We start from the raw sequence: 21,162 nt of genomic DNA, 5'->3' as shown, positions 1-21,162 counted from the left end.
CACAGTCGCGCGATGTATTCCAGGCGGCCGGTTTAGAGTTTGCAGCGGTCGAAGTGCAGCGATTCGAGGGGGCGACGTGAGTCAATGGCTGGTGACGCACGTGCCGCCGTGGTTGCTCCTGCTCCTGATGGTCCTGGTCACCGCGGGCGCGGCCGTCGCGATCCAGATGGTGGTGCGCCGACGATTCCCGAATCTGCGCGGCGACGAACACAACGACGTGACCAAGTTCGCCTTCGGTGTCGTCGGTTTCGTGTTCGCGTTCTTCATCGGTTTCGTCGTCTCGGCCATGTGGGGGCAGATCAGCCATGCCGACGGCGTGGTGCGGACCGAGGGAGCGGCCGGGGCGCAGCTCGCCCGCGACTCCGGTGTGTTCGACGAGCCGGACCGCGACCGGATCCGCCAGAGCCTGTTGGCCTATGAGAAGGCCGCGTTGACGGAGTGGGACGAATCGAACGCCGGGCGGTTCTACCCCGAGGCTGATCAGGCGCTGGACCGGGTCTATGCGGCGTACGAGGGTGTGACAGCCCGGACCGATGCGCAAAAGACCCTGCTGTCAACGTCTTTCAGCAACCTCAACGATCTGAGCAAGAACCGCACGGAACGGGTGCTGCAGGCCCGCACGGATACCGGGCCACCGTGGTCACTGTGGGCCGTCATCTTCGTCACCAGCGGCCTGCTACTGGGCTGCGCGATCATCTACGGCGTCGAGAAGCCCGCCAATCACTACGCGATGGTGGCCATCATCGGCACACTCGTCGGCGCGCAGCTCTTCCTCGTGATCGAACTGTCGCACCCCTTCGTGGGGGCCGTGTCCACGGTGCCCGACCCGCTACAGCAGGTCGTCGACATCCTGCAGAGCCAGCGGTAGCGCCAGTCGGTGTCTTCGATCACGTCATTGCTACTGGGTCGGTAGGAACGGCCCCGTGTACTGAGGCGACGGCGTCGGATCAGAGATCCCACCGTAGCTGCTGACCTTCGGGTAGGTCCCGGTCAGGTCGTGCGGGTCACCACCGCCCACCGGCACCATGTTCGCGACGATCGTCTGGGGCTTGATGTCGCTCTTCGCGCCGCCGCCGCTGGACGGGCAGCTGACCGGAGCGCCACCGTCGCTCTGCACGTCCATCTCCTGACCGCTGCAGCTGACAGCATGGCGCACCGGGTTGGCGCCGATGTTGCCTCCCGCGTGCGCAATTGCCGATGTGGCCACGGCCAGGCCTGCCATGAACAGCGCCATGAATACACGCATCATCGTGAAATCCTTTGTCAACGAACGACGTCGACACGACCGTGGCGTCCGTCCGAACACCGCCGACTGCGACATTGCAGAACTCGCCGCGGTGATGAGGCTTCACTCGATGAAACGCCCTGCGTGAGAGGACGTAAAGCGTTCGCGGCAGGTCTGCAGGAGACTGCCTGCCCGCCACAAGGATTCGCTCAGTGGGTGATTCCTTGCCGAGGGCTGCGATGAGGCTGAAAACGCCAGGCCGGTGAGCCCGTCAGGCACCTAGGCCAGCGGCGAGCACGCGGACGCGACGCGCGATGTCGTCGCGGATCAGCCGCATGCGCTCGATGCCGTCGATGCCGCTGTCGGAGGGTTCGACGGTGTCCCATGCTTCGAATCGAGGGCCGGGGACCCGCTCCAGGTGAGCTTCGCGGCCGAGTGTCACGACCACGTCGGCCTCACGAATGATGCTGTCCTCGAGCGGCTTCGGCGCCTCTGCGCTGATGTCGATGCCCACCTCGGCGAGGGCTTGCGCGGACAGCGCGTTGACGTGCTCGCCCGGTCGTGTGCCGGCCGAATGGACGATCACGGAGTCGCCGGCGAGCTGACGCATGAGAGCGGCCGCCATCTGTGACTTGCCGGCGTTCTTCACGCACACGAACAACACCGAGGGCGTCATGCCCACCTCGCCTCCGGTCGGGGCCCGGCGAAACGCGGGCGCAGAGCGAGTGACACGTAGACCAGACCGACGAGGACGGGAACCTCGATGAGGGGTCCGACGACGCCGGCGAGGGCCTGCCCCGAGGTGGCGCCGAACGTTGCGATGGCGACGGCGATCGCGAGTTCGAAGTTGTTGCCTGCGGCGGTGAAAGCCAGTGTCGTCGTGCGCTCGTAGCCCAGCCCGAGTGCGGCGCCGAGTAGATATCCGCCGCCGTACATGATCGCGAAGTAGGCCAGCAGCGGCAGCGCGATGCGCGCGACATCGAGTGGCCGGCTGGTGATCTGGGCGCCCTGCAACGCGAACAGGACGACGATGGTGAACAGCAGCCCGTACAGCGCCCACGGGCTGACTCTCGGCAGGAAGGTCCGTTCGTACCAGTCTCGCCCCTTCGCCCGCTCTCCCAGCCGACGCGAGAGATATCCGGCGAGCAGCGGGAGTCCGAGGAAGATGGTGACGGATTTCGCGATCTGCCACGGCGAGACGTCGATGCTCGTCTGCTGCAGCCCGAGCCAACCCGGCAGGATCGAGAGGTAGAACCAGCCTAGGGCGGCGAACATCAGGACCTGGAAGACGGAGTTCACGGCGACCAGGACGGCGGCGGCTTCCCGGTCACCGCAGGCGAGGTCGTTCCAGATGATGACCATCGCGATACACCGGGCCAGACCGACGATGATGAGACCGGTGCGGTACTCCGGGAGGTCGGGCAGGAGCAGCCAGGCCAGCGCGAACATCAGCGCGGGCCCGATGAGCCAGTTCAGCACAAGGGAACTGGCGAGCATCCTGCGGTCGCCGGTCACGGTGTCGAGCCGGTCGTAACGCACCTTGGCGAGCACCGGATACATCATGATCAGAAGACCCAGGGCGATCGGCAGCGAGATGCCATCGACCGCAATGCCGTTGAGAACCCTGTCCAGACCAGGCACCAGCCGACCGAGCAGCAGCCCGCCGGCCATGGCGACACCGATCCACAGCGGCAGGAATCGGTCGAGGAACGAGAGCTTGTCGACGACGCCGGCGTCGGCCGAGTAGCCGGCCATCAGCAGCGGGCGCCGAAGGTGTCCGAGTCGGCGAGCACGGTGTAGACCTCCCAACGTTCTCCGGCGGGACCACTCACCCACACCTTGTCCTGGGTCGCGAAGCAACAGGTGGTGTTGATCTCTTCCTCGGTGAACAGCCCCTCTCCGGCGAGTCGAGCGATTTCGCTGTGCACGGTATCGCTCGAATCGACCTCGACTCCAAGATGATTGATGGTGCCGCCGTGGCCGGGGTTCTCGAGAAGCACCAGCTTGACCGGAGGGTCTGCGACGGCGAAGTTCGCGTAGCCGGGTTTGACCTTGGCCGGGGCGGTGTTGAAGAGCGCGGAGTAGAACACGATGGCCTCGTCGAGGTCGTCGACGTTGAGTGCGAGTTGGATACGGGACGTCGAGGGCATATCAGCCTCCCTACCTATACGACGTATGTCGAAGTATTGACGACGCCCACGATGCCACCTTTGTGATGAATGTCAAGATGGTGGCACTATGGGTGGGTGCCCAAGAGCTTGCCCACCATCGACATGTCCGGTCCGGTGTGTTGTGCGCCGGTGGCCTCGGGCCCGATGAGCGATGCCGATGCGCTGCAGGTGGCACTGCGCCTGAAAGCCCTGGCAGATCCAGCTCGGGTGAAGATCATGTCGATGCTGTTCAGCTCGGCGACCGGCGAGGAGAACAGCGGCGCGCTGGCGGCGGCGCTCGGGTTGACCGAGTCGACCGTCAGCCATCACCTCGCGCAGCTGCGCCGTGCCGGGTTCGTGGCCTCAGATCGCCGGGGCATGAACGTCTTTCATCGTGTCGCGCCGGATGCGCTGGGCGCGCTGTGCGCAGTGCTGGACCCGAACTGCTGCCGCTAGCCCTGTGCAGCTTCACCCGAAAAGCCAACGCACCTCGGTGGTTTCCGAGCGCCAATCACGGTATTCGAACAGCAGGTTGATCAGGATGGTCAACAGCGCCACGACCAGAGCGGACGAAATCCGTTCGCCGTGACCGCGGATCACATCGGGCCAACTCAGCGAGATCGGGTGAAGGTGGGCCAGCCACAACGACGTCACGAACGTCGCCGCAAGTAGGCCCGCGAGTACGCAGACCAGCGCGAACTCGCGAGGACGCTCGGTACGCACGTATTTCGGGAACCGCAACCTGTGCGGGGTGATGATCTCGCCCTTGGCCACGGCGATGCCGCCATGGCGCTGGCGGATCTCGATATCCGTCTCCAATCCGAGATCGTCGTTGCCGGTGGCCGCTTTGAGCGCGTCCGGTAGGTGGCGGGCCAGCGTGTGGACAGCGGCCTTGATCGCGGAGACGTCGTTGCCGTCGTGGACCAGGCGGATCATCACTGCGCCGTGACGCTCCAAGCTGACCAGCCCCTCGACAGTCAGCCCGACCTGGATGTAGATCACCCCGGCCTGCTGCAGCTGAACACGCAGACTCTCCGGGAACTCCTGCACCAGCGCATCCACCCGAGCCTTCATCCACGGCTCGTCCGGGTCGGCCGAGGGCAGCCAGGTGGTCGGCGCCAGTGCTTCCCTCAGCTCGACCACGTCCAATTCCGGAGAAATCGGCAACGTCAACACCGCACGCATCTGACACCCCGGCTCCCGCGAACACATCAAGGACCGCATGACCGTACGAAATTTGTGGCCGCTGCGCGAGAGATCAAGATCACCACGGGAGGGACGTCGGCGAAAGAATCCGGTCCGGTGCTGCGGGCGCCTCTTGACCACCCCGCATGCCAGCCCGTAGCTTCTCCACTTAATCAAAATTAAAAACCTGCGAGCAGTCGCGGCTCGCGCGTTGCGAGAGTAGGGAATCGTGAATCCTCGCGTGCTGACACTGTGTGCACTCGGCGGGCCCGCTGCTGTGGTGGTCACCCTCGTGGGTTGGCTGATCGCCGGGATGTTGCCCCTACCTCTGGGTCCGGGTGCGCCGATGTCCGAGGTGCGCGCGTTCTACCTCGAGCACCCCACCCTGACCGGTGCGGGCTTCGTCCTCGCCTCCCTGGGCATCGTCCTCTATGCCCCGCTGGTGGCCACGATCAGCATGCATCTGCTGCGGATCGAAGGGCGTCGCCCGGTACTGGCGTTGACCCAGCTCGCCACAGGAACCGCCACGCTGCTGCTCAACCTCTTGCCCATGTTGTTGTGGGCCATGGCCACATTCCGCACCGATCGATCCGATGACACGGTGCTGCTACTGCACGACATGGGCTGGCTCATTCTGTTCCCCGCGATCATGCTGTTCTGTCTGCAGAACCTGTCCATCGGCATCGCAGTTCTCAGCGGCCAAACGGTCTTTCCCCGCTGGGTCGGCTACGTGAACTTCTTCGTCGCCGTGTCGTTCATCCCCGACATCTTCGCGTACTTCTTCCACAGCGGCCCCTTCGCCTGGAACGGGGTGCTGCTGTTCTGGTTGGCGCTCACCACCTACTGCATCTTCCTGTTCACGATGTCGTGGGCATGCCTGCAGGCCAACAAGGCCAACACGGCCAACACGGCCGACGTAGCTGTCGCCGCGTGAGAATCGTCAGCTATGCCGTCCTGTTGGTGGACTGCACTCCCCCATGCTCGGCACCGAAGGCGTCGTAGGCAGCTGCGACGGCGTCGGCTTCGGCGTCCGGATGGTCGTAGGCGATCGCGTTGATCGCTTCGACGGTGGCAGGGCCCAGACCGCACTCGCGTGACGCCGCCCGTCCGTGGGTGAGGGCGCTGTTGAGCAGAACTTGGAAGTTGACTCGCAACTCGTCCTGCGGCGATGAAGAGGTAGGCATTTCCGCCAGCTTAGAGGCCGATGCCCGGCGAGGCGGCCGCCGACAGCGGAGTTTTCGCAGTGTTCATGCGTCGGCAATGACGGCTCGTCCGGCGGCAACCACCCGGCACAGCAGGCCGAAATGGTCGGACGGGAAGACTCTCGGCGTCGTCTGCGAGATCGGTTCGGTACCCAGGAGTCGAATGTCTGCCGGGACCCACTGGTCACCCTTGACCAGGATGCGGTCGAATCGCACCTTTCTGGGCTTGCCCTTGCTGTCGTTCAGCATGAGATTGACCGACGTGTCCTCGGTGAACCCCTCGTCGCTGGGGTGCAGGGTCGGCCATGCGTCGACATAGGAGTCGGGCAGCCTGCTGCCCTCGGCGTTTCGCAGGTTGAAATCCCCACACAGCACGGCGTTTTCGGCGGTGTCGACGGCGCGAAACACCGTGGCCAGCTGGTGCGTGCGAATCTCCGACGCCGACTTGCCGCTTTCCAGGTGTAATGAGCAGATCGTCAGCGCGCGTCCGTTGACCGTCAGGTTCGCCTGGAGCAGGCCGCGCCCGACGCTGCGCGGCAGATGGGTGTAGACAGCATGCGACATCGGCAGGCGCGAGAGAAGCAGCAGCCCGTTCCTGCCGAAGGCGTGACCCGTGGCCGCCGCGCGGTAGTAGTGCTGACGAATCCACGGCTGCGCGAGGAACACCTCGAGAGCCGCGGACGTGACCTCCTGTAACGCGATGACATCCGGGCTGTGCGCCTCGAGCAGGTACACGATGGCGTGGTAGCGCGCTGGCGCGTGGTGATCGCTGAACCAGATGTTGAAGGTCGCGAAGGTCAGCTCGTCGCGCTGTACGGGAATCGCTGTCTCGACGTCGACCCACCGATTCGTACGGGCGTCGAACCCTGCGACGCCAACGCCCCGACGCGGCCGCATCATCTGAGTCAGCCGCCGTCGCTGACGAGACAGGAAGGCGCGCATCACGCCATGGTGTCATCACCGCCACAAAAACCGAGTGGCTGAGCTGCAGATGCAGGAGGAAGTCGGATCCGCCGTCTACCATTCCACCGATCGGCGCCCACCTGATGGAAAGGACGAGACGTGAGTTACACCGCCGCTGACATCACCGAGCTCGACGATGTCCAGCACACCCGCCTGCGGCCGGCGGTCAACCTCGGTCTGGACATCCTGAACACTGCGTTGCGTGAGCTGATCGACAACGCGGTGGAAGAGGTCGCCGACCCCAGCCACGGCGGGTCGACCGTAACGATCACCCTGCACGCCGACGGGTCGGTCAGTGTCGCCGACGACGGGCGTGGCCTGCCGGTCGACACCGACCCGGCCACCGGCAAGAACGGCATTGTCAAGACCCTCGGCACCGCCCGCGCCGGCGGCAAGTTCTCCGCGCACGCCGACGCCACCAGCACCGGGGCCGGTCTGAACGGAATCGGCGCCGCGGCCGCAGTCTTCATCTCCGCCCGCACCGACGTGACGGTTCGCCGGGGCGGCAAGACCTACCTGCAGAGCTTCGGCGGCGGCTACCCCGGCGTGTTCGACGGCAAGGACTTCAATCCCGAGGCGCCGTTCACTCGTGCCGACACCCAGAAGCTGCAGGGCGTCGGTAATCGGAAGCCGAACGCTCACGGCACTGAAGTGCGCATCCTGTTCGATCCCACCGTCGTGCCCGATTCGACGATGGACATCGGTGAGGTGCTGCTGCGCGCCCACGCGGCCGCGCGGATGTCCCCCGGCGTGCATCTTTCGGTCGTCGACGAGGGCTGGCCCGGCGACGAAGTGCCGCCTGCGCTGCTCGAACCCTTCGACGGCCCCTGGGGCACCGACACGCTGCTGGAACTGATGTGCACCGCGGCGGGTAACCCCGCTCCCGCCGTGCGGGCTGTCGTCGAAGGTCGCGGCGAGTACACCACCGGTCGCGGCCCGACACCGTTCCGCTGGTCGCTGACCGCCGGCCCGGCCGAGCCGGCGACGGTGGCCGCGTTCTGCAACACCGTCCGCACGCCCGGTGGCGGTTCCCACCTCACCGCGGCGATGAAGGGGCTCTCCGAGGCGCTGGCCGACCGGGCGTCCCGCATCCGCGACCTCGGCCTGGCCAAGGGCGAAGAAGGCCCGGAGGCACAGGATTTCGCGGCGGTCACCGCCCTCGCGGTCGACACCCGTGCCCCCGACGTGTCGTGGGACTCCCAGGCCAAGACAGCGGTGTCGTCGCGGTCGCTGAACCTGGCGATGGCACCGGATGTGGCGCGCAGTGTCACCATCTGGGCGGCCAATCCTGCCAACGGTGAGACTGTCTCGCTGTGGACCAAGCTGGCGCTGGAATTCGCCCGCGCGCGGCGCAGCGCCGAAGGGGCCAAGGCACGGTCGCGGGCGGCGTCGAAGGCCAAGGGGCTCGGCACCAATCTGTCTCTCCCACCGAAGCTGCTGCCCAGCAGGGAGACTGGCCGTGGTTCGGGAGCCGAACTGTTTCTCTGCGAGGGTGATTCGGCGCTGGGTACCATCAAAGCCGCACGCGACGCGACCTTCCAAGCCGCCTTTCCGCTGAAGGGCAAGCCGCCCAATGTCTACGGCTTCGCCCTGACCAAGGCCCGCGCCAAGGACGAATTCGATTCGATCGAACGGATTCTCGGCTGCGGCGTGCGTGACAGCTGCGATCCCGAACAGTGCCGGTATGACCGCATCCTGTTCGCCTCCGACGCCGATCCCGACGGCGGCAACATCAACTCGAGCCTGATCTCGATGTTCCTGGACTTCTACCGTCCGCTCGTCGAGGCCGGCATGGTCTACGTGACGTTGCCACCGCTGTTCGTGGTGAAGAACGGGGACGACCGGATCTACTGTCAGGACGAGTCCGAACGGGACGCGGCGGTGGCACAACTGAAGGCCACCTCCAAGAAGCGGGTCGAAGTGCAACGCAACAAGGGTCTCGGTGAGATGGATGCCGACGACTTCTGGAACACCGTGCTGGATCCGCAGCGCCGCACGGTGATTCGCGTCCATCCCGACCACGACGAGGCGAAGCTGCACCACACGTTGTTCGGCGGGCCGCCCGAGGGGCGTCGCACGTGGATGGCCGAGATCGCCGCCCGTGTCGACACCTCCGCGTTGGACCTCGACTAGGAGTACTGAAGTGTCTGCCACCCTGGACATCCCTGAACAGAACCCCGACCTGGTGCTCGACCAGAGCGCCGACGACTACTGGAATCACTATCAGCTGACCTTCGCGCTCTACAGCGTCAGCGACCGGGCCATCCCGTCGGCGTTCGACGGGCTCAAACCCGGCCAGCGGCGTCTGCTCTATCAGATGCACGACTCACGGCTGCTGCCCGGCAACAAGCCGCAGAAATCGTCGAAGGTCTGCTCGGCGGTCACCGGCAACCTGCACCCCCACGGCGGCGCGTCGATGTACGGCGCGGCGGCGCTGATGGCCGCGGAGTTCCAGCGCGTCAAAGTCATTGACGGACAGGGCGCATTCCCCCGCATCCAGGGAGACATCCCTGCGGCCGACCGGTACACCGAGATGCGGCTCTCGGCGCCGGGTGCAGCGCTGACCGCGGAGCTCGACGACCACGCCGTGCCGATGGTGCCCACGTTCGACGGGGAATGGACCGAGCCGACGATGCTGCCGGCTCAGTGGCCGGTGCTGCTCTGCAACGGTGCCGTCGGCATCGCCGAGGGGTGGGCCACCAAGGTGCCCGCGCACAACCCACGCGAGGTGATGGCCGCCTGCCGGGCGCTGCTCAAGACCCCGAACATGACCGACGACCGGTTGGTCAAACTCATCCCCGGGCCCGACTGGGGCTGCGGCGCCACCGTCGTCGGCACGGCAGGACTTCGGGAGTACATCACCACCGGCCGGGGTGCGTTCACGGTCCGCGGCACGATCCATGTCGACGGCAAGAACTGCGTCATCACCGAATTGCCGCCCGGTGTTGCGAGCAACACTGTGCAGGAGCGGATCCGAGCGCTGGTCGAGTCCGGCGAGATGTCCGGCGTCGCCGACATGTCCGACCTCACCGACCGGCGCAACGGTCTGCGCATCGTGGTCACCGCCAAGCGCGGCCACAACGCCGAGGACATCCGGACGCAGCTGCTGGCGCTGACTCCGCTGGAGTCGACGTTCGCCGCCAGTCTCGTCGCGCTCGACGAGAACCGGGTGCCCCGCTGGTGGTCGGTTCGGGAACTGATCGCGGCGTTCCTGACGCTGCGGGATTCGGTGGTGCTGCACCGCAGCGAGTACCGGTTGGAGAAGGTGACCGCCCGCCGGCACCTGGTGGCCGGTCTGATGACGATCCATCTGGACATCGACGCGGCGGTCGCGGTCATCCGCGGTTCGGAGACGGTCGACGAGGCGCGGCAGGGTTTGCAGGAGCGGTTCGGGATCGACGCCGTGCAGGCTGATTACGTTCTGGCACTGCAGCTTCGACGCTTGACCAAATTGGACGTCATCGAGCTGCGTGCCGAAGCGGAGAAGCTGGACGCCGAGTTCGCCGCGTTGACCGAACTGGTGACCGACCCGGATGCGCGTCGAAAGGTGATCGATCAGGAGCTCGTCGAGACGGCGAAGCTGTTCAAGGGTCCGGAGTTCGACCGCCGCACCGTGCTCGACGCCGAAGCCACCCCCGTGACGGCGGGCAGTGACGAGGACGGTCCGCGCGAACGCAAGGTCAACACCGCGTGGCGCCTCGACGATCGCGGGGTGTTCTCCGACAGTCACGGTGAGCTGCTCACCTCCGGTCTCGGCTGGGCGGTGTGGAGCGATGGACGCGTGAAGTTCACCAACGGAGGCGGCCTGCCGTTCAAGATCCGCGACATCCCGGTGGCACCGGACATCACCGGGCTGGTGCGCTCCGGTGTACTGCCCGAGGGCTATCACCTGGCGCTGGTGACGCGGCGCGGCAAGATCCTGCGGATCGATCCGGCCGCGGTCAACCCGCAGGGTGCGGCAGGGAACGGCGTCGCCGGGGTGAAGCTGACCGGTGACGGGGACGAGGTGGTCGCCGCGCTGCCGGTGTCGTGTGCCAACGGTGAGGCGATCCTGTCGCTGGCCGAAAAGAGCTGGAAAGTCACCGAAGTCGCCGATATCCCGGTCAAGGGCCGAGGCGGCGCCGGTGTCGGGTTCCACCCGTTCATCAAGGGCGAAGATGCGCTGCTGGCCGCGTCGATCTCACCGACCGGTTATGTGCGCGGCACCCGGACGGTGCGTGCCGAGAGCCGCGCCAAGGCGTCGATCAAGGGTTCGGGAAGCGACGTCACCCCGGCGGGCTGATCAGTCCCCGTACTGCCAGGAGCGGGTGCGCACCGGGGTCACGTAGATGTAGGCGGAGCCCGGTCGCGGCTCGGTGGGCAGTTCGTCCTCCGGCACGCCACGTCTGCGGGCGCCGTGCCGCGCGAGCTCGACGGCTTCTGCGTCGCGGACCACGCGTGCGTGGCCCTGGATCATGACGCCGCGAATGTCGGACATCGTGGACCCGTCTTCGAGCATGATGCTAACCTTCGGATCACGCTCTACGTTGGCGATCTTGCGCGTGTTGTCGCGCACGCCCATGACGATGTCGTCGCCGAGCCGGAAGTAGCCCAGCGGCACGGTGTGGGGAAACCCGTCCTCGTCGAGTGTCGTCAGTGCCGCCCACCCGGGGCGGCTGTCGAGGAAGGCGGTGATCTCGTCGTCGGTGAGTGCGCGTGGCATGACTCGAGGTTACTGCCCGCTGCCGCGACCGAGCTCGCCCAGAACCGACGGGTGATGGCACCGGGACTCGAGGACGAGCCGGTCAACCGGCCAAACGAAGTGTCTCTGAAGGGCTTTCCCCGAATTGTTCACGATACTGACTGGCGAATCGGCCCAAGTGCAGGAATCCCCAGCGGACGGCGACCGTCGTCACCGTGACCGAGTCCGGAGACTGAGAGGCCAATTCGGTGTGCACGTGCTTCAACCGGAGCCGTCGCAGATAGGCCATGGGCGACGGGTGGCCGGACCGTTCGAACGCCCGCTGCAGCGAACGCGCGCTGACTCCAGCTGCTTGCGCCAATTCTGCTGTGCTCCAGAGCTTCTGCGGATGAGCATGCATGAGATCGATTGCCCGCTTCGTCACCGCTGCGCTGGCCGGGTGTTCGTGCGCGGTGAGTGCATCGGTGAAGTTGTGGGGCTGCATCTGCAACAGGCCCTGTATCAAGAGGAGTTGGAGGTTTCCCACCGCGAGCGGGTGGTTCAGCAGGCCTCCGGGCTGCCAGGCTTGCCGCCCGAGCAGCCGCACCAACGAATACCAGTCCTTGGCAGCAGTGGAGCTCAGACTGAGCCGCCGATCGAACACGATCCGCTTCCGAACTGGACGGTCGAGCATGGCTTCGAGTTGGCGCCGCATCTGTGATTCAGGCACCTTGACGCAGACCTGATCGCAGTCGGCGGACCAGGCGAGCCGGCACGGCGTTCCCGGTGTGAAGATGGCGACGTCCCCAGCGGTCGTAGCGACATCCGCACCGTCACGCCATCGATTCATCGCCATGCCGGATACCGGTGCGTCGATGTAGTAGGCGCTGACGTCGTCGGCTCGTATCTCGATATCCACCCCGAAGCCGACGTCGCCGACGGTGACCATGGGGAGCGCCAACGCCTTCATCTGCATCTTCACCGCGGCGGTGTCGATGGGAGCGAGTTCTGCGGCGACATAGAAGCGGCCGACGGCATCGGCCGCCTCGTCGACGTCAGTTGTCCGCACCTCGGCTGCGTGCTCGAACGGCGCGTCGGTCATGTGGTGCCCCCAGCTCGGTGTGCGCAGGCGGCTCGTCGCCGGTCCCCAAATTCTCCCCTGCCCCGCGTCGTTGCGGCCCTCCTTCCAGCATGCCAGCCCGGCTGCCTGGCGCGAAACGGCCACTGCGGAGGCGGTCAGCGGATAGCTAGCGCCCACCCCGCCTGATTAGGTCGCCGGTGGACCTATAGAGGAGGTGACGGAGTGAGCGAAATGGGCGACGTCGGCCGGCAGAACGGACATTCGTTCACGCTGAGACGACTTCCCGACTCGACGAGCATCCTGTTCGTTTCTGGGGACATCGATGATGCCGAGACGGCGGCCATGGGCCGCGTGGTCGCCGATGAACTGACACGGCAACCGGCACAGCTGGTGCTCGAGCTGTCCCGCGCCACGTCGGTCGGTGGCCAATTTGTCACAACTCTCGTCGACGCCTCCTCAATCGCCGGAAAGGCGGACACCTCGTTCTGCCTGGTTGTGTCGCCAACTGGACCTGTCGCCGATGCACTCGCCGCCGCTGATCTGCTCGAGCGCTTCGAAATATTCACATCGCTGCACAAAGCCCAGCTCAAGGCGGACCGTCGTGAGACTCTGGGTGCCGCCGTGATCGAACAGTCGCAACGCGCCCGTGGGCGCGCGCAGAAGACTGTCGACGCAGCGCGGAAGGCGTCTGAGCAGAGCAGGCGTCTGCGACGCTTCGGGCCTCACACGACAGACGATCTGCACCCAGGTGGCACGGACCCGCAGGTCTAGCGCCCTCGTCCCGGCAGGTCACGACGGCCTGGTTTGCGCACCGTCGAGCCGGGCATTGGGCACCGACCTACCCGGCATATGAGAAGGAGCACCATGTCCGCAGCCACCACACGCCACCGACTCCGCGAATGCCTCGACGATGTCGACTTCCCGGCAGACAAGGCGACTCTTCTCGCAGCCGCCGAACGCCATTCCTGCGATGACGACACCATCCGGGCCCTGCGTTCGATCCCACCCGAGACGTATGCCGCATTCTCCGAGGTGCTCGCGTCGGTGCCGCTGACCGACGACGTGATGACCAATGGCGAGAAGGGTGCCGCGCACCGGGTGCCCACCAAGCCGGGTGTCACCGAAAGAGACAGAGACGTGCCGCAGAACCCCATCGCCGAGGAATTGGGTGAGAATCGCAAGAAGTGAGACGTCGACGCAGGTGACACGCAATCAAGGCGCCAGGAGCACGCTTCCCGTGGTCGTGCGGGCGCCGATGTCGGCGTGTGCGAGCGCAGCATCGGAGAGCGGGTACGTCGTCGTGGCCACGGGCCCGAAGACACCGGTCCGCAGCGCATCGAACACAGCTGACGCGGCAGCCTCGACCAGATCGGGAGTGTTGACGTACTGGGCAGTGCTGGGCTGCACGAACCGGACACCCGCTGAGCGGAGTTCGTTGGGGTCGACGTCCGGATAGCCGGCGGCGCCGCCGTACAACACGGCGGTGCCGCCGGGCCTGACGAGCGGCCACAGTCTGGCGAAACCGGTCCCGCCGACACCGTCGAAGACGGTATCGATGCCGCGCTCGCCGGCCGCATACGCGATGGCCTCTGCTGCAGCCCCAGGGGCGGGTGAGACCAAGACAGTCTCGATCCCGGCGGCATGAACCTGTGCCACCTTGGCTTCGGAGCCCACGGTGGCGATGACGCGTGCGCCCATCCAGTGCAGCCATCGCACGAGGAGGGAGCCCACGCCGCCCGCGGCGGGTCCGACCACAACGGTGTCGCCGGCTCGTACGTCGACGACACGCCGAGTGAGCGCCCACACCAGCATGCCCTTGGTCAGTACTGCGGTAGCCGCCTCGGTGGAGATGTCGTCGGGAACGGCGACCAATTGGTCGGCGCGGATGAGTCGGTGTTGAGCGTAGGCGCCCATCGTCGTCCAATAGGCGACGCGATCGCCTTTTCTTCGCTGGTGGACGCCGGGCCCGACGGCGCTGATCGTGCCTGCGGCCTCGAGCCCGAGAACGGCCGGGAAGTCGGTCAGTGGGAACGTTCCGTCCCGGAACATGGTGTCGACGAAGTTGACACCGATGTGCTCGTGGGTCAGCAGCACGTGACCGTCACCGGGAGGCGGCAACGACTCGTCCTCGTAGACGAGGACCTCAGGACCGCCGTGGCGATGAATCCGCACCACCCCGCTCATGCGTTGAGCCCTCCGTCGATGTCGATGGTGGTGCCGGTGATGAAGCCCGCTTCCGGGCCGGCGAGAAACGCGACGAGGGCTGCGATCTCCGAGGGATCGGCGAAGCGTCGCAACGAGTTCAGCGATGCCTGCAGTTCTGCGTTGGGCCCGTCGGCGGGGTTCATGTCGGTGTTCACCGCGCCGGGTTGGACGATGTTGACGGTGATGCCCCGATGACCGAGATCGCGCGACCAGCTACGGGTGTAGGCGGCGAGCGCGGCCTTGGAGGCTACGTAATCGCCGATGCCGGGAAACGGCGCGTGGGAGGCGCCTGCGGTCCCCACGCTGATGATGCGGCCGCCCTCGTTCATCGTCATCACGGCGGCACGGGTGGTGGCCACGACGCCGACGACGTTGGTGTGCAATTGTTCGAGGAAGACGGCGTCATCGCGTCCGGGATCGTCGATGGTGCCGGTCTGGTAGACACCGGCGCTGTTGACCAGGATGTCGAGCGGCCCGAACGCGTCCACCGCGTGGCTGACGAGCCGCTGACATGACGCAGAGTCGGCCTGGTCGGCTTGGACGGCCGCGGCCCGGCCGCCCTGGTGGACCACCTCGTCGACGAGCTGACTGGCGACGTCAGCCGCGCGGGCGTAACTGAAGGTGACGGCGGCTCCGTCGGCGGCCAATCGTTTGGTGATGGCGGCGCCGATGCCGCGCGATCCGCCGGTGACGAGTGCGGTCTTGCCCTGCAGTGGTGTGGTCATCGGTCGGTTGGTCCTGTCGTCGGTTCCGGGGTCGGCATCACAGGGCAAGCTCGGCGGGTAGCGCGCCGAGTTGGACGAGGACCCCGAGGAGGTCGGCGATGCCCCAGTGGTCGGTGAGTTGATTGTGCTGAACGCGGAAGACGTCGATGGTGTCGAACGCGATTGCTCGCCCGGTGCCGGCAACGCCGAGGAACGCTCCGTCGTGGGTTCCGCGATACGTCTTGTAGGTCGTCACCTTGTCGCGATCGACTGTCTGCCAATGAATGTCGGCACGAAAGTCGGGGAATGCTTTGCGCAGTCCGGTGTAGAGGAACTTCACGCCGTGTTTGTCGGCGCTGACGCCGCGCTGGGGGGTGTGGTCGACGAAGTCGTCGGCGAAGATCTCGTCGAACACGGCGAAGTCGCCGTTGTTCTGCACCGCCTCGATGTTGCGGCGCACGATGTCGATCGGTGAAGCGTTCATGGTGGTTCCTTCTCGGAGGGCGGCCTGATTCCGTTCGAGCACAACATGTTTGGATGTTGTTTGGCAGCAGTGTGGCCGGTCGGCAAAACTCCACAGTCCGTCACCGGCAGTCCATCCGCCTCCCTCAACGTTTTGTAGCGATCCTGATAAAACATCGCCCAGTGAACCTACACCAGCGCTGGCCGTCATGAACTTTCCGCAGCCGATGCAGCGGGGCGGTCACCTGGGGTGACGCGAGCGAACAGAGATCAGGACCGCGCGGAACGGCGACGAGGCCGCGCCGGCCATGCCTGCAGGGCGACGTTGGCAGCGGAGCGCAACGCAGCGGGATCGGCCCCGTCTCTGGCGAGGGAGGACAATCCTCGTAACACGATGTCGACGTAGTCGGTCAAGGCCTGCACGTCGGCGTCCTCAGGCACATCGCCGTCGGCGTGCGCCCTCTCCAGTCGCTGACGGATCGCTACGCGACCGGCGTCGCGTTCGAATTCCAGCACGGGATCGGAGATAACCAGGCACCCACGTGGCTGATCGTCACGGGAGTACTCCCGCACCGCGATCTCCAGGATGCGAGCAAAGACCGCCCGGGCACTACGCTCGGCAAGCGCCGGCGGCACCACCCGCGTCGGCGCGCTTACGTAGGCCGCCACTGCCTCGTCGTACAGCTCTTTCTTGCCGCCGAAGGCGTTGTACAAGCTGGGCGCAGAGATGCCCATGGCCTCGGTCAGGTCACGAACGGTCGTGCGTTCGTAGCCCCGCTCCCAGAACAGGTGTTGCGCCTTCACCAACGCCTCGGCGCGATCGAATTCGGGTGGACGGGCCACCGTCCAAGGTTACGGGCCGCATCGCGGTGCGGTACCGGGCATCCCGCGCGCGACTCACCTTCGACCCACCAGGGACTACCAACCCGCCGGCGCCCCCAAAGGCCCCAAACGGAAAAAACCGCGGACCTAAAGTAGGTCCGCGGCTATTCCGATGTCCTGAGACATCACAACGTCGGGCTGACAGTGTGCTGGTTCAGGACATCGGCGACAGATGTCTCGCGTCATTGGCGACAGATGTCTCGGGGCATTGGAGACAGCCCGGCTCGGCGTGATGCTCGGGGATGCCGCAACCCACGTCGAAGGCCCGTCTGGTCCTGACCGCGTTGTTCGTCGACCACCAGAGCCCAGCTGAAGTCTCGGCTCAAGGCCCGCTACGAGGCTGAGGGCCACGCTGCCCTCGAGCCCCGCTCGCGGCGACCGAAAACCTCTCCGGGCGCTACCGCACCGCACGTCGTTGAGCTGATCGTGGGTCTACGCAGCGAGCTGGCCGCCGCCGGCCTCGATGCCGGACCCGACACCATCGCCTGGCACCTTCAACACCGCCACGGACACCGACTGTCCCGCTCGACGATCAGCCGACATCTGGTGGCCGCCGGCCTCATCACCCCGCAGCCCAAGAAGCGACCCAAGTCCTCCTATGTCCGGTTCCAGGCCGTAATGCCCAACCAGACTTGGCAATCGGACTTCACCCATTACCGACTCACCCGCCCTGACGGCCGACCCGGCGCCAGCGTGGAAATCATCAGCTGGCTCGAGGACTGCACCCGCTACGCCCTGCACGTCAGCGCCCACCCTCGCATCACCACGCCGATCGTTGTCACCACATTCCGCACAACCATTGCCCGACAGGGAATCCCAGCCTCCACGCTGACCGACAACGGCATGGTCTACACCGTGCGATTGGCCGGCGGCAAAGGCGGACGCAACAGCTTTGAAGCCGAACTGCGTCGACATCACATCGTCCAAAAGAACTCTCGCCCCAGCCACCCCACCACCTGCGGCAAAGTCGAAAGATTCCAACAGACCATGAAGAAATGGCTACGCGCCCAACCCGGCCAACCGCACACGATCGCCGAGCTCCAGACCCTCATCGATAGCTTCTGCGACGAATACAACCACCGCCGACCACACCGGTCCCTGCCCCACCGAGCCACCCCGGCCGCCCTCTACAACACGATGCCCAAAGCCACCCCCGGACCACCGTCTCACCCCGACGCCCACGACCGCATCCGACACGACACCGTCGACAAAGCAGGGTCGGTGACCCTGCGCCACAACAGCCGCCTGCACCACATCGGCATCGGACGAATCCACGCCGGGACCTGCGTCATCCTGCTCGTCCACGACCTCCAGATACGGGTCGTCAACGCCGCCACCGGAGAGCTGCTCCGCGAACTGACCCTCGACCCAAACCGCGACTACCAACCCACCGGAGCACCTAAAGGACCCACCAGACAACCCCCGAAACGACAACAGCCGAACCTACAAACGTAGGTCCGGCTGTCGCCGATGTCCTGAGACATCACAACGTCGGGCTGACAGGATTTGAACCTGCGACCACTTGACCCCCAGATAGCCGAGCGGCGTTCGCCACTGTTCACACTCGTTCTATCAATGCAGCTCAGTGGGATTTTGTGCAACCACGAACACTGGCGAACACACCCGGTTTTCTCCCTGGTTGGGGTCAGCGTTGGGGTACGGGCAGTGAATGCGACCACGCAGCGGGAGCCTTTCGTAGGAACCCCACAAATTGGCTCGTCGATCGAGTCGCCCGTCGCGGTTCCCACTGGTGGGTAATTCACCCAACCAGCGACCATTCGTTCCACCGGTGGGCAATATCTATGCCCTTTGCGCATATCTATCGCGCAGCGCCATAGCTATCGGCTCAGCCCATATTTTGTAGCGTCGGACAGACTTTAAAACAGTTGTGGCGCAGCGAATTTGACGGACATAGTCTGCCGTCATGACACCTGTACAGCCATCACCCGCCCCACCTGACAACAGCGAGTTGGCGGCTTTCGAAGCTGCGATCTCGGGATGGAACGAGCACCTCGCGTGCGAGATGCCGACCAGAGCCGGCACCGCGTGCGGGCGGCCGGCCCGCTGGCGGCTCAACCTCCACGGGTGCGAGCAGGCGCTGTTGTGTGGCCATCACCTGCGAGCGTGGCAGCGAGCGGCGATCGAGAGCAGCACGGGCCGCTGCGCGCACTGTGGCCGCCAGTTCGACGGGGTCGCCGACGCGTACACGGTGACGTCGCTGTGAGCGCCGCTCCGCACCTCATGCTCGTCCCCGACGCCGACAGCGGGGACCGGGAGCGGGATCTGACGCTGTTGGAGGAGTGGGAGATCTACATGCGCGGCGAGGGCCGCTCGAATCGCACCATCGCCGAGATGCTCGGCCTCATGCACAGGCTGGAGAGGTTCTCGGGCTCGCGACTGGAGTCGGTGCGGACCATCGACATTGCGCGGTTCCTCGGCCAGCCCTCACTCAACCAGAACAGCCGTGCCGCCTACTACGGGTACATCCACAGCTTCTACAGTTGGTGGGAACGCAACGGCGGCGTGAACGCCGCGGCCGGCGTGAAACGGCCCAAGGCACCCAAGGGCGTCCCGCGGCCCATCACCGACCAGCAGGTGCGGGATCTGCTGGCGGTCCGCATGCACCACCGCACGCGGGTGATGATCCAGCTCGCCGCTTTCGCGGGCCTGCGCATCCATGAGATCGCGAACGTGCGGGGCGAGGACGTCGACCCCGTGGCGGGCACGCTGCGCGTCACCGGCAAGGGCAAGAAGACCGCGGTGTTGCCGCTGCACCCGGTCCTCGCCGAGGCCGCGAAAGGCATGCCACGCCGCGGCTGGTGGTTCCCCGGGAACTCGAGGCGCAAGGGTCTCCCGATCCGGCCGCGCGGGGTCGGCGACATCATCGGCAACGCGATGATCCGCGCAGGCATCCCGGGGGGCACCGCGCACCGGCTGCGGCATTGGTACGGGACCACGCTGGTCAGCAGCGGCACGGATCTGCGCACCACGCAGACGCTGATGCGGCACGAACAGCTCAACACCACCGCCCGGTACGTGCTGATCTCGGACCCGAAGCTCAGCGAGGCGATCAGCCGACTGGACCCCACGTGACCGGCGACCGGGCAGCGGTTCGAGTGACCAATGTGACGCGAGGGAAAGAAGTGAAAGAGACACGCCCGGAAACGCGGGCATACGGGGGTGATAGACCCAACACCTACTAGGCTCGGGACCGAGGTGAAGTCCGGGCAGACGTAGCACCGTCCGCCCGGACCCACTTCCGCCGCTGGGGCTAGCAGGTTAGCCCGGGGTGCCTCCAAAGCCGCCCGCGGTGGGTTCGACTCCCACTAGCTCCAGCGCACAACCTTCGGTTGGTGTCCGGTTTCCCGGTGTTCCCCTCTGGCTGGCGAACTCGACTGTAGCGGGATTGTCAACCAATGTCATGCGTAGAGCAATGCGCGTTTCTTAAGATCTTGTCGCATGGCGGTCAAACGACAAACCGCCGATATACCGACGTATGCCCCAATATGCGGCAATCTGCACTCGCATAGTGAAGGGTTTACGCGCTCAGCGCGTAGGTCGTCGCAGCACGATTTACAGGGTCAACGCCGACTCGGTAGGCACTTTCTTAGTTAGCCGCCCGGACCACCGTCTACCAACCTGAGGCCCTCCAGCAAACTTTCGGCATCCTCAGATCTGGTGTCCAAGGTCAGCGGAGCCACCTGCATGCCGGCTTCAGGCATTGTCCGTGAGCGGCCCTACCCTCAGAAGGATGACGCAGTCATGGGATGACGGCCGCTGGGGTCAGACCGAGCTCTACCTCCCGGCGAAGTTGCGGCGAGAAGAAACGCGTGCGCGCATCGAGGCCCACGTCAAGGAGCTGCTCGCCGAGACCGGTGAGTGGCCCGTGGTACTCGGGTGTCCGCACGGCGGACGCCAGGTTTCACCGGACACGCTGCTCTGGCTGATCGAGTATCGAACCGGCCCCGAGGGCCAGGAACCGCGCTGGCGTTCGATGCCCTCACAGCGCCACAGGTGAACGCACCCCCGTGACCGGCGCTCCACCGGTCCCGGTCAGTTTCGCGCAGAAATCGCCAACTCGTTTGCATCAAAGCACCTGCGGCACAGCATTTTTCACCCTGAGCCCACCCCCAGTCGGCCAAAATAATCTGGGGCTCTGTAAAAAAATCGCCAGACCTACCGCGGGGTCTGGGACGGGGGGTGGCCTCAGAAAAACCGGGTGGGGGGTGTCGCGGTCAGTCAGGCCAGTCGAAATAGCGCAGGGTCCCGAGTTGAGGATCTGCGCCCGGATCAGAGGGCCCGGCGGCGGCGAGAGCTGGCCGCAGGTGGTCTCGACTGCCGTCGCCCCGGGACTCATTGCACGACCCGTGCAGCAGCCTGTCCGGCGCGTTGCCGACGGTGCCGTGCTGGGCCCGGGAGCGGGAGTGGTCGGCGTGGAGGGGG

General features: G+C 65.8%; 22 protein-coding genes and 2 pseudogenes. 11 read left to right on the top strand and 13 right to left on the bottom strand.

Features of this window, described 5'->3' with window-relative positions; translation table 11 throughout:
- The first annotated feature begins 76 nt into the window (after nucleotides 1-76).
- A complete protein-coding gene (locus tag DMB80_RS04490; RefSeq protein WP_240431009.1) occupies nucleotides 77-868 on the top strand; it encodes a bestrophin-like domain in 792 nt (263 codons plus the stop codon).
- A gap of 30 nt (nucleotides 869-898) precedes the next feature.
- Here DMB80_RS04490 and DMB80_RS04485 read toward each other — a convergent pair whose 3' ends face one another.
- From DMB80_RS04485 to DMB80_RS04470, 3 genes and pseudogenes are all read right to left on the bottom strand, one after another.
- Nucleotides 899-1,249 (bottom strand): hypothetical protein, encoded by a 351-nt coding sequence (locus DMB80_RS04485; RefSeq protein WP_111508744.1) that lies wholly within the window; start codon nucleotides 1,247-1,249, stop codon nucleotides 899-901.
- A 405-nt stretch (nucleotides 1,250-1,654) separates the two neighbouring features.
- A pseudogene (gene arsB / locus DMB80_RS04475) lies at nucleotides 1,655-2,980 on the bottom strand (ACR3 family arsenite efflux transporter); the annotation flags it as partial.
- The gene (locus DMB80_RS04470; RefSeq protein ID WP_111508742.1) at nucleotides 2,980-3,375 is read right to left on the bottom strand and encodes an ArsI/CadI family heavy metal resistance metalloenzyme; all 396 of its coding nucleotides are present in this window, start codon (nucleotides 3,373-3,375) and stop codon (nucleotides 2,980-2,982) included. The pseudogene arsB and the gene DMB80_RS04470, both read right to left, overlap by 1 nt.
- Nucleotides 3,376-3,471: 96 nt before the next feature.
- On the opposite strand from DMB80_RS04470, the gene DMB80_RS04465 reads away from it, so the two are divergent.
- On the top strand, nucleotides 3,472-3,831 hold the full coding sequence (locus DMB80_RS04465; protein WP_111508741.1) for an Rv2640c family ArsR-like transcriptional regulator: 360 nt from the start codon (nucleotides 3,472-3,474) through the stop codon (nucleotides 3,829-3,831).
- Nucleotides 3,832-3,843: 12 nt separating this feature from the next.
- Here DMB80_RS04465 and DMB80_RS04460 read toward each other — a convergent pair whose 3' ends face one another.
- Nucleotides 3,844-4,560: a hypothetical protein gene (locus tag DMB80_RS04460; protein WP_111508740.1), complete on the bottom strand. Its 717-nt coding sequence runs from the start codon at nucleotides 4,558-4,560 to the stop codon at nucleotides 3,844-3,846.
- Nucleotides 4,561-4,789: 229 nt separating this feature from the next.
- On the opposite strand from DMB80_RS04460, the gene DMB80_RS04455 reads away from it, so the two are divergent.
- Nucleotides 4,790-5,494, top strand: a complete 705-nt coding sequence (locus DMB80_RS04455; RefSeq protein WP_240431008.1) for a hypothetical protein — start codon at nucleotides 4,790-4,792, stop codon at nucleotides 5,492-5,494.
- A gap of 10 nt (nucleotides 5,495-5,504) precedes the next feature.
- Here the strand turns inward: DMB80_RS04455 and DMB80_RS04450 are convergent, their stop codons facing one another.
- Together DMB80_RS04450 and DMB80_RS04445 are read right to left on the bottom strand one after the other, a co-directional pair.
- On the bottom strand, nucleotides 5,505-5,744 hold the full coding sequence (locus tag DMB80_RS04450) for a hypothetical protein (RefSeq protein WP_111508739.1): 240 nt from the start codon (nucleotides 5,742-5,744) through the stop codon (nucleotides 5,505-5,507).
- 63 nt (nucleotides 5,745-5,807) lie between these two features.
- Nucleotides 5,808-6,704: an endonuclease/exonuclease/phosphatase family protein gene (locus DMB80_RS04445; protein WP_240431007.1), complete on the bottom strand. Its 897-nt coding sequence runs from the start codon at nucleotides 6,702-6,704 to the stop codon at nucleotides 5,808-5,810.
- Between the two features lie 120 nt (nucleotides 6,705-6,824).
- Here DMB80_RS04445 and DMB80_RS04440 point away from each other — a divergent pair, with 120 nt between their 5' ends.
- Nucleotides 6,825-8,858 carry a toprim domain-containing protein gene (locus DMB80_RS04440; protein WP_111508738.1) on the top strand — a complete coding sequence of 678 codons (2,034 nt, stop codon included), beginning with the start codon at nucleotides 6,825-6,827 and terminating at the stop codon, nucleotides 8,856-8,858.
- 10 nt (nucleotides 8,859-8,868) lie between these two features.
- Nucleotides 8,869-11,007, top strand: a complete 2,139-nt coding sequence (locus tag DMB80_RS04435) for a DNA gyrase subunit A (protein ID WP_048424331.1) — start codon at nucleotides 8,869-8,871, stop codon at nucleotides 11,005-11,007.
- Here the strand turns inward: DMB80_RS04435 and DMB80_RS04430 are convergent, their stop codons facing one another.
- The gene (locus DMB80_RS04430) at nucleotides 11,008-11,427 is read right to left on the bottom strand and encodes a pyridoxamine 5'-phosphate oxidase family protein (RefSeq protein WP_111508737.1); all 420 of its coding nucleotides are present in this window, start codon (nucleotides 11,425-11,427) and stop codon (nucleotides 11,008-11,010) included.
- An 82-nt stretch (nucleotides 11,428-11,509) separates the two neighbouring features.
- Nucleotides 11,510-12,487: an AraC family transcriptional regulator gene (locus tag DMB80_RS04425; protein WP_111508736.1), complete on the bottom strand. Its 978-nt coding sequence runs from the start codon at nucleotides 12,485-12,487 to the stop codon at nucleotides 11,510-11,512.
- 210 nt (nucleotides 12,488-12,697) lie between these two features.
- Here DMB80_RS04425 and DMB80_RS04420 point away from each other — a divergent pair, with 210 nt between their 5' ends.
- Both DMB80_RS04420 and DMB80_RS04415 read left to right on the top strand, forming a co-directional pair.
- Nucleotides 12,698-13,237, top strand: a complete 540-nt coding sequence (locus DMB80_RS04420) for an STAS domain-containing protein (protein WP_111508735.1) — start codon at nucleotides 12,698-12,700, stop codon at nucleotides 13,235-13,237.
- 93 nt (nucleotides 13,238-13,330) lie between these two features.
- Entirely contained in the window at nucleotides 13,331-13,654 is a 324-nt protein-coding gene (locus tag DMB80_RS04415; protein WP_162938405.1) for a DUF2795 domain-containing protein, read from the top strand.
- 24 nt (nucleotides 13,655-13,678) lie between these two features.
- Here DMB80_RS04415 and DMB80_RS04410 read toward each other — a convergent pair whose 3' ends face one another.
- From DMB80_RS04410 to DMB80_RS04395, 4 genes are all read right to left on the bottom strand, one after another.
- Entirely contained in the window at nucleotides 13,679-14,650 is a 972-nt protein-coding gene (locus tag DMB80_RS04410; RefSeq protein ID WP_111508733.1) for a quinone oxidoreductase family protein, read from the bottom strand.
- Complete coding sequence (locus tag DMB80_RS04405) at nucleotides 14,647-15,396, bottom strand: SDR family NAD(P)-dependent oxidoreductase (RefSeq protein ID WP_111508732.1); 750 nt, start codon at nucleotides 15,394-15,396, stop codon at nucleotides 14,647-14,649. The genes DMB80_RS04410 and DMB80_RS04405 overlap by 4 nt, the downstream gene beginning before the upstream one ends.
- Before the next feature lie 37 nt (nucleotides 15,397-15,433).
- Entirely contained in the window at nucleotides 15,434-15,859 is a 426-nt protein-coding gene (locus DMB80_RS04400) for an ester cyclase (protein WP_111508731.1), read from the bottom strand.
- 248 nt (nucleotides 15,860-16,107) lie between these two features.
- On the bottom strand, nucleotides 16,108-16,680 hold the full coding sequence (locus tag DMB80_RS04395; RefSeq protein ID WP_111508730.1) for a TetR/AcrR family transcriptional regulator: 573 nt from the start codon (nucleotides 16,678-16,680) through the stop codon (nucleotides 16,108-16,110).
- A 348-nt stretch (nucleotides 16,681-17,028) separates the two neighbouring features.
- Between DMB80_RS04395 and DMB80_RS04390 the strand changes: the two genes are divergently transcribed.
- The 4 genes from DMB80_RS04390 to DMB80_RS04375 all read left to right on the top strand — a co-directional run bounded on the left by DMB80_RS04390 (nucleotide 17,029) and on the right by DMB80_RS04375 (nucleotide 20,737).
- Nucleotides 17,029-18,174 carry an integrase core domain-containing protein gene (locus DMB80_RS04390; RefSeq protein WP_240431018.1) on the top strand — a complete coding sequence of 382 codons (1,146 nt, stop codon included), beginning with the start codon at nucleotides 17,029-17,031 and terminating at the stop codon, nucleotides 18,172-18,174.
- Nucleotides 18,175-18,643: 469 nt separating this feature from the next.
- A complete protein-coding gene (locus DMB80_RS04385) occupies nucleotides 18,644-18,943 on the top strand; it encodes a hypothetical protein (RefSeq protein WP_162938404.1) in 300 nt (99 codons plus the stop codon).
- The gene (locus tag DMB80_RS04380) at nucleotides 18,940-19,812 is read left to right on the top strand and encodes a tyrosine-type recombinase/integrase (protein WP_240431006.1); all 873 of its coding nucleotides are present in this window, start codon (nucleotides 18,940-18,942) and stop codon (nucleotides 19,810-19,812) included. The genes DMB80_RS04385 and DMB80_RS04380 overlap by 4 nt, the downstream gene beginning before the upstream one ends.
- A 658-nt stretch (nucleotides 19,813-20,470) precedes the next feature.
- On the top strand, nucleotides 20,471-20,737 hold the full coding sequence (locus DMB80_RS04375; protein ID WP_111508728.1) for a hypothetical protein: 267 nt from the start codon (nucleotides 20,471-20,473) through the stop codon (nucleotides 20,735-20,737).
- 217 nt (nucleotides 20,738-20,954) lie between these two features.
- On the opposite strand, the pseudogene DMB80_RS28335 reads toward DMB80_RS04375, so the two are convergent.
- Nucleotides 20,955-21,162 (bottom strand): annotated as a pseudogene (locus tag DMB80_RS28335) (hypothetical protein); the annotation flags it as partial.

Source organism: Mycobacterium kyogaense (assembly GCF_003254575.1).
GTDB lineage: Bacteria > Actinomycetota > Actinomycetes > Mycobacteriales > Mycobacteriaceae > Mycobacterium > Mycobacterium kyogaense.
The sequence above is the reverse complement of the archived record's forward strand: the minus strand, read 5'-3'. Positions and strand labels throughout refer to the sequence as shown.

Bases quoted from the DNA above. Each gene is read 5' to 3' on its own strand.
- DMB80_RS04485 (WP_111508744.1), bottom strand. From the start codon at position 1,249: ATGATGCGTGTATTCATGGCGCTGTTCATGGCAGGCCTGGCCGTGGCC.
- DMB80_RS04470 (WP_111508742.1), bottom strand. From the start codon at position 3,375: ATGCCCTCGACGTCCCGTATCCAACTCGCACTCAACGTCGACGACCTC.
- DMB80_RS04460 (WP_111508740.1), bottom strand. From the start codon at position 4,560: ATGCGTGCGGTGTTGACGTTGCCGATTTCTCCGGAATTGGACGTGGTC.
- DMB80_RS04450 (WP_111508739.1), bottom strand. From the start codon at position 5,744: ATGCCTACCTCTTCATCGCCGCAGGACGAGTTGCGAGTCAACTTCCAA.
- DMB80_RS04445 (WP_240431007.1), bottom strand. From the start codon at position 6,704: ATGCGCGCCTTCCTGTCTCGTCAGCGACGGCGGCTGACTCAGATGATG.
- DMB80_RS04430 (WP_111508737.1), bottom strand. From the start codon at position 11,427: ATGCCACGCGCACTCACCGACGACGAGATCACCGCCTTCCTCGACAGC.
- DMB80_RS04425 (WP_111508736.1), bottom strand. From the start codon at position 12,487: ATGACCGACGCGCCGTTCGAGCACGCAGCCGAGGTGCGGACAACTGAC.
- DMB80_RS04420 (WP_111508735.1), top strand. From the start codon at position 12,698: ATGGGCGACGTCGGCCGGCAGAACGGACATTCGTTCACGCTGAGACGA.
- DMB80_RS04415 (WP_162938405.1), top strand. From the start codon at position 13,331: ATGTCCGCAGCCACCACACGCCACCGACTCCGCGAATGCCTCGACGAT.
- DMB80_RS04410 (WP_111508733.1), bottom strand. From the start codon at position 14,650: ATGAGCGGGGTGGTGCGGATTCATCGCCACGGCGGTCCTGAGGTCCTC.
- DMB80_RS04405 (WP_111508732.1), bottom strand. From the start codon at position 15,396: ATGACCACACCACTGCAGGGCAAGACCGCACTCGTCACCGGCGGATCG.
- DMB80_RS04400 (WP_111508731.1), bottom strand. From the start codon at position 15,859: ATGAACGCTTCACCGATCGACATCGTGCGCCGCAACATCGAGGCGGTG.
- DMB80_RS04385 (WP_162938404.1), top strand. From the start codon at position 18,644: ATGACACCTGTACAGCCATCACCCGCCCCACCTGACAACAGCGAGTTG.
- DMB80_RS04375 (WP_111508728.1), top strand. From the start codon at position 20,471: ATGACGCAGTCATGGGATGACGGCCGCTGGGGTCAGACCGAGCTCTAC.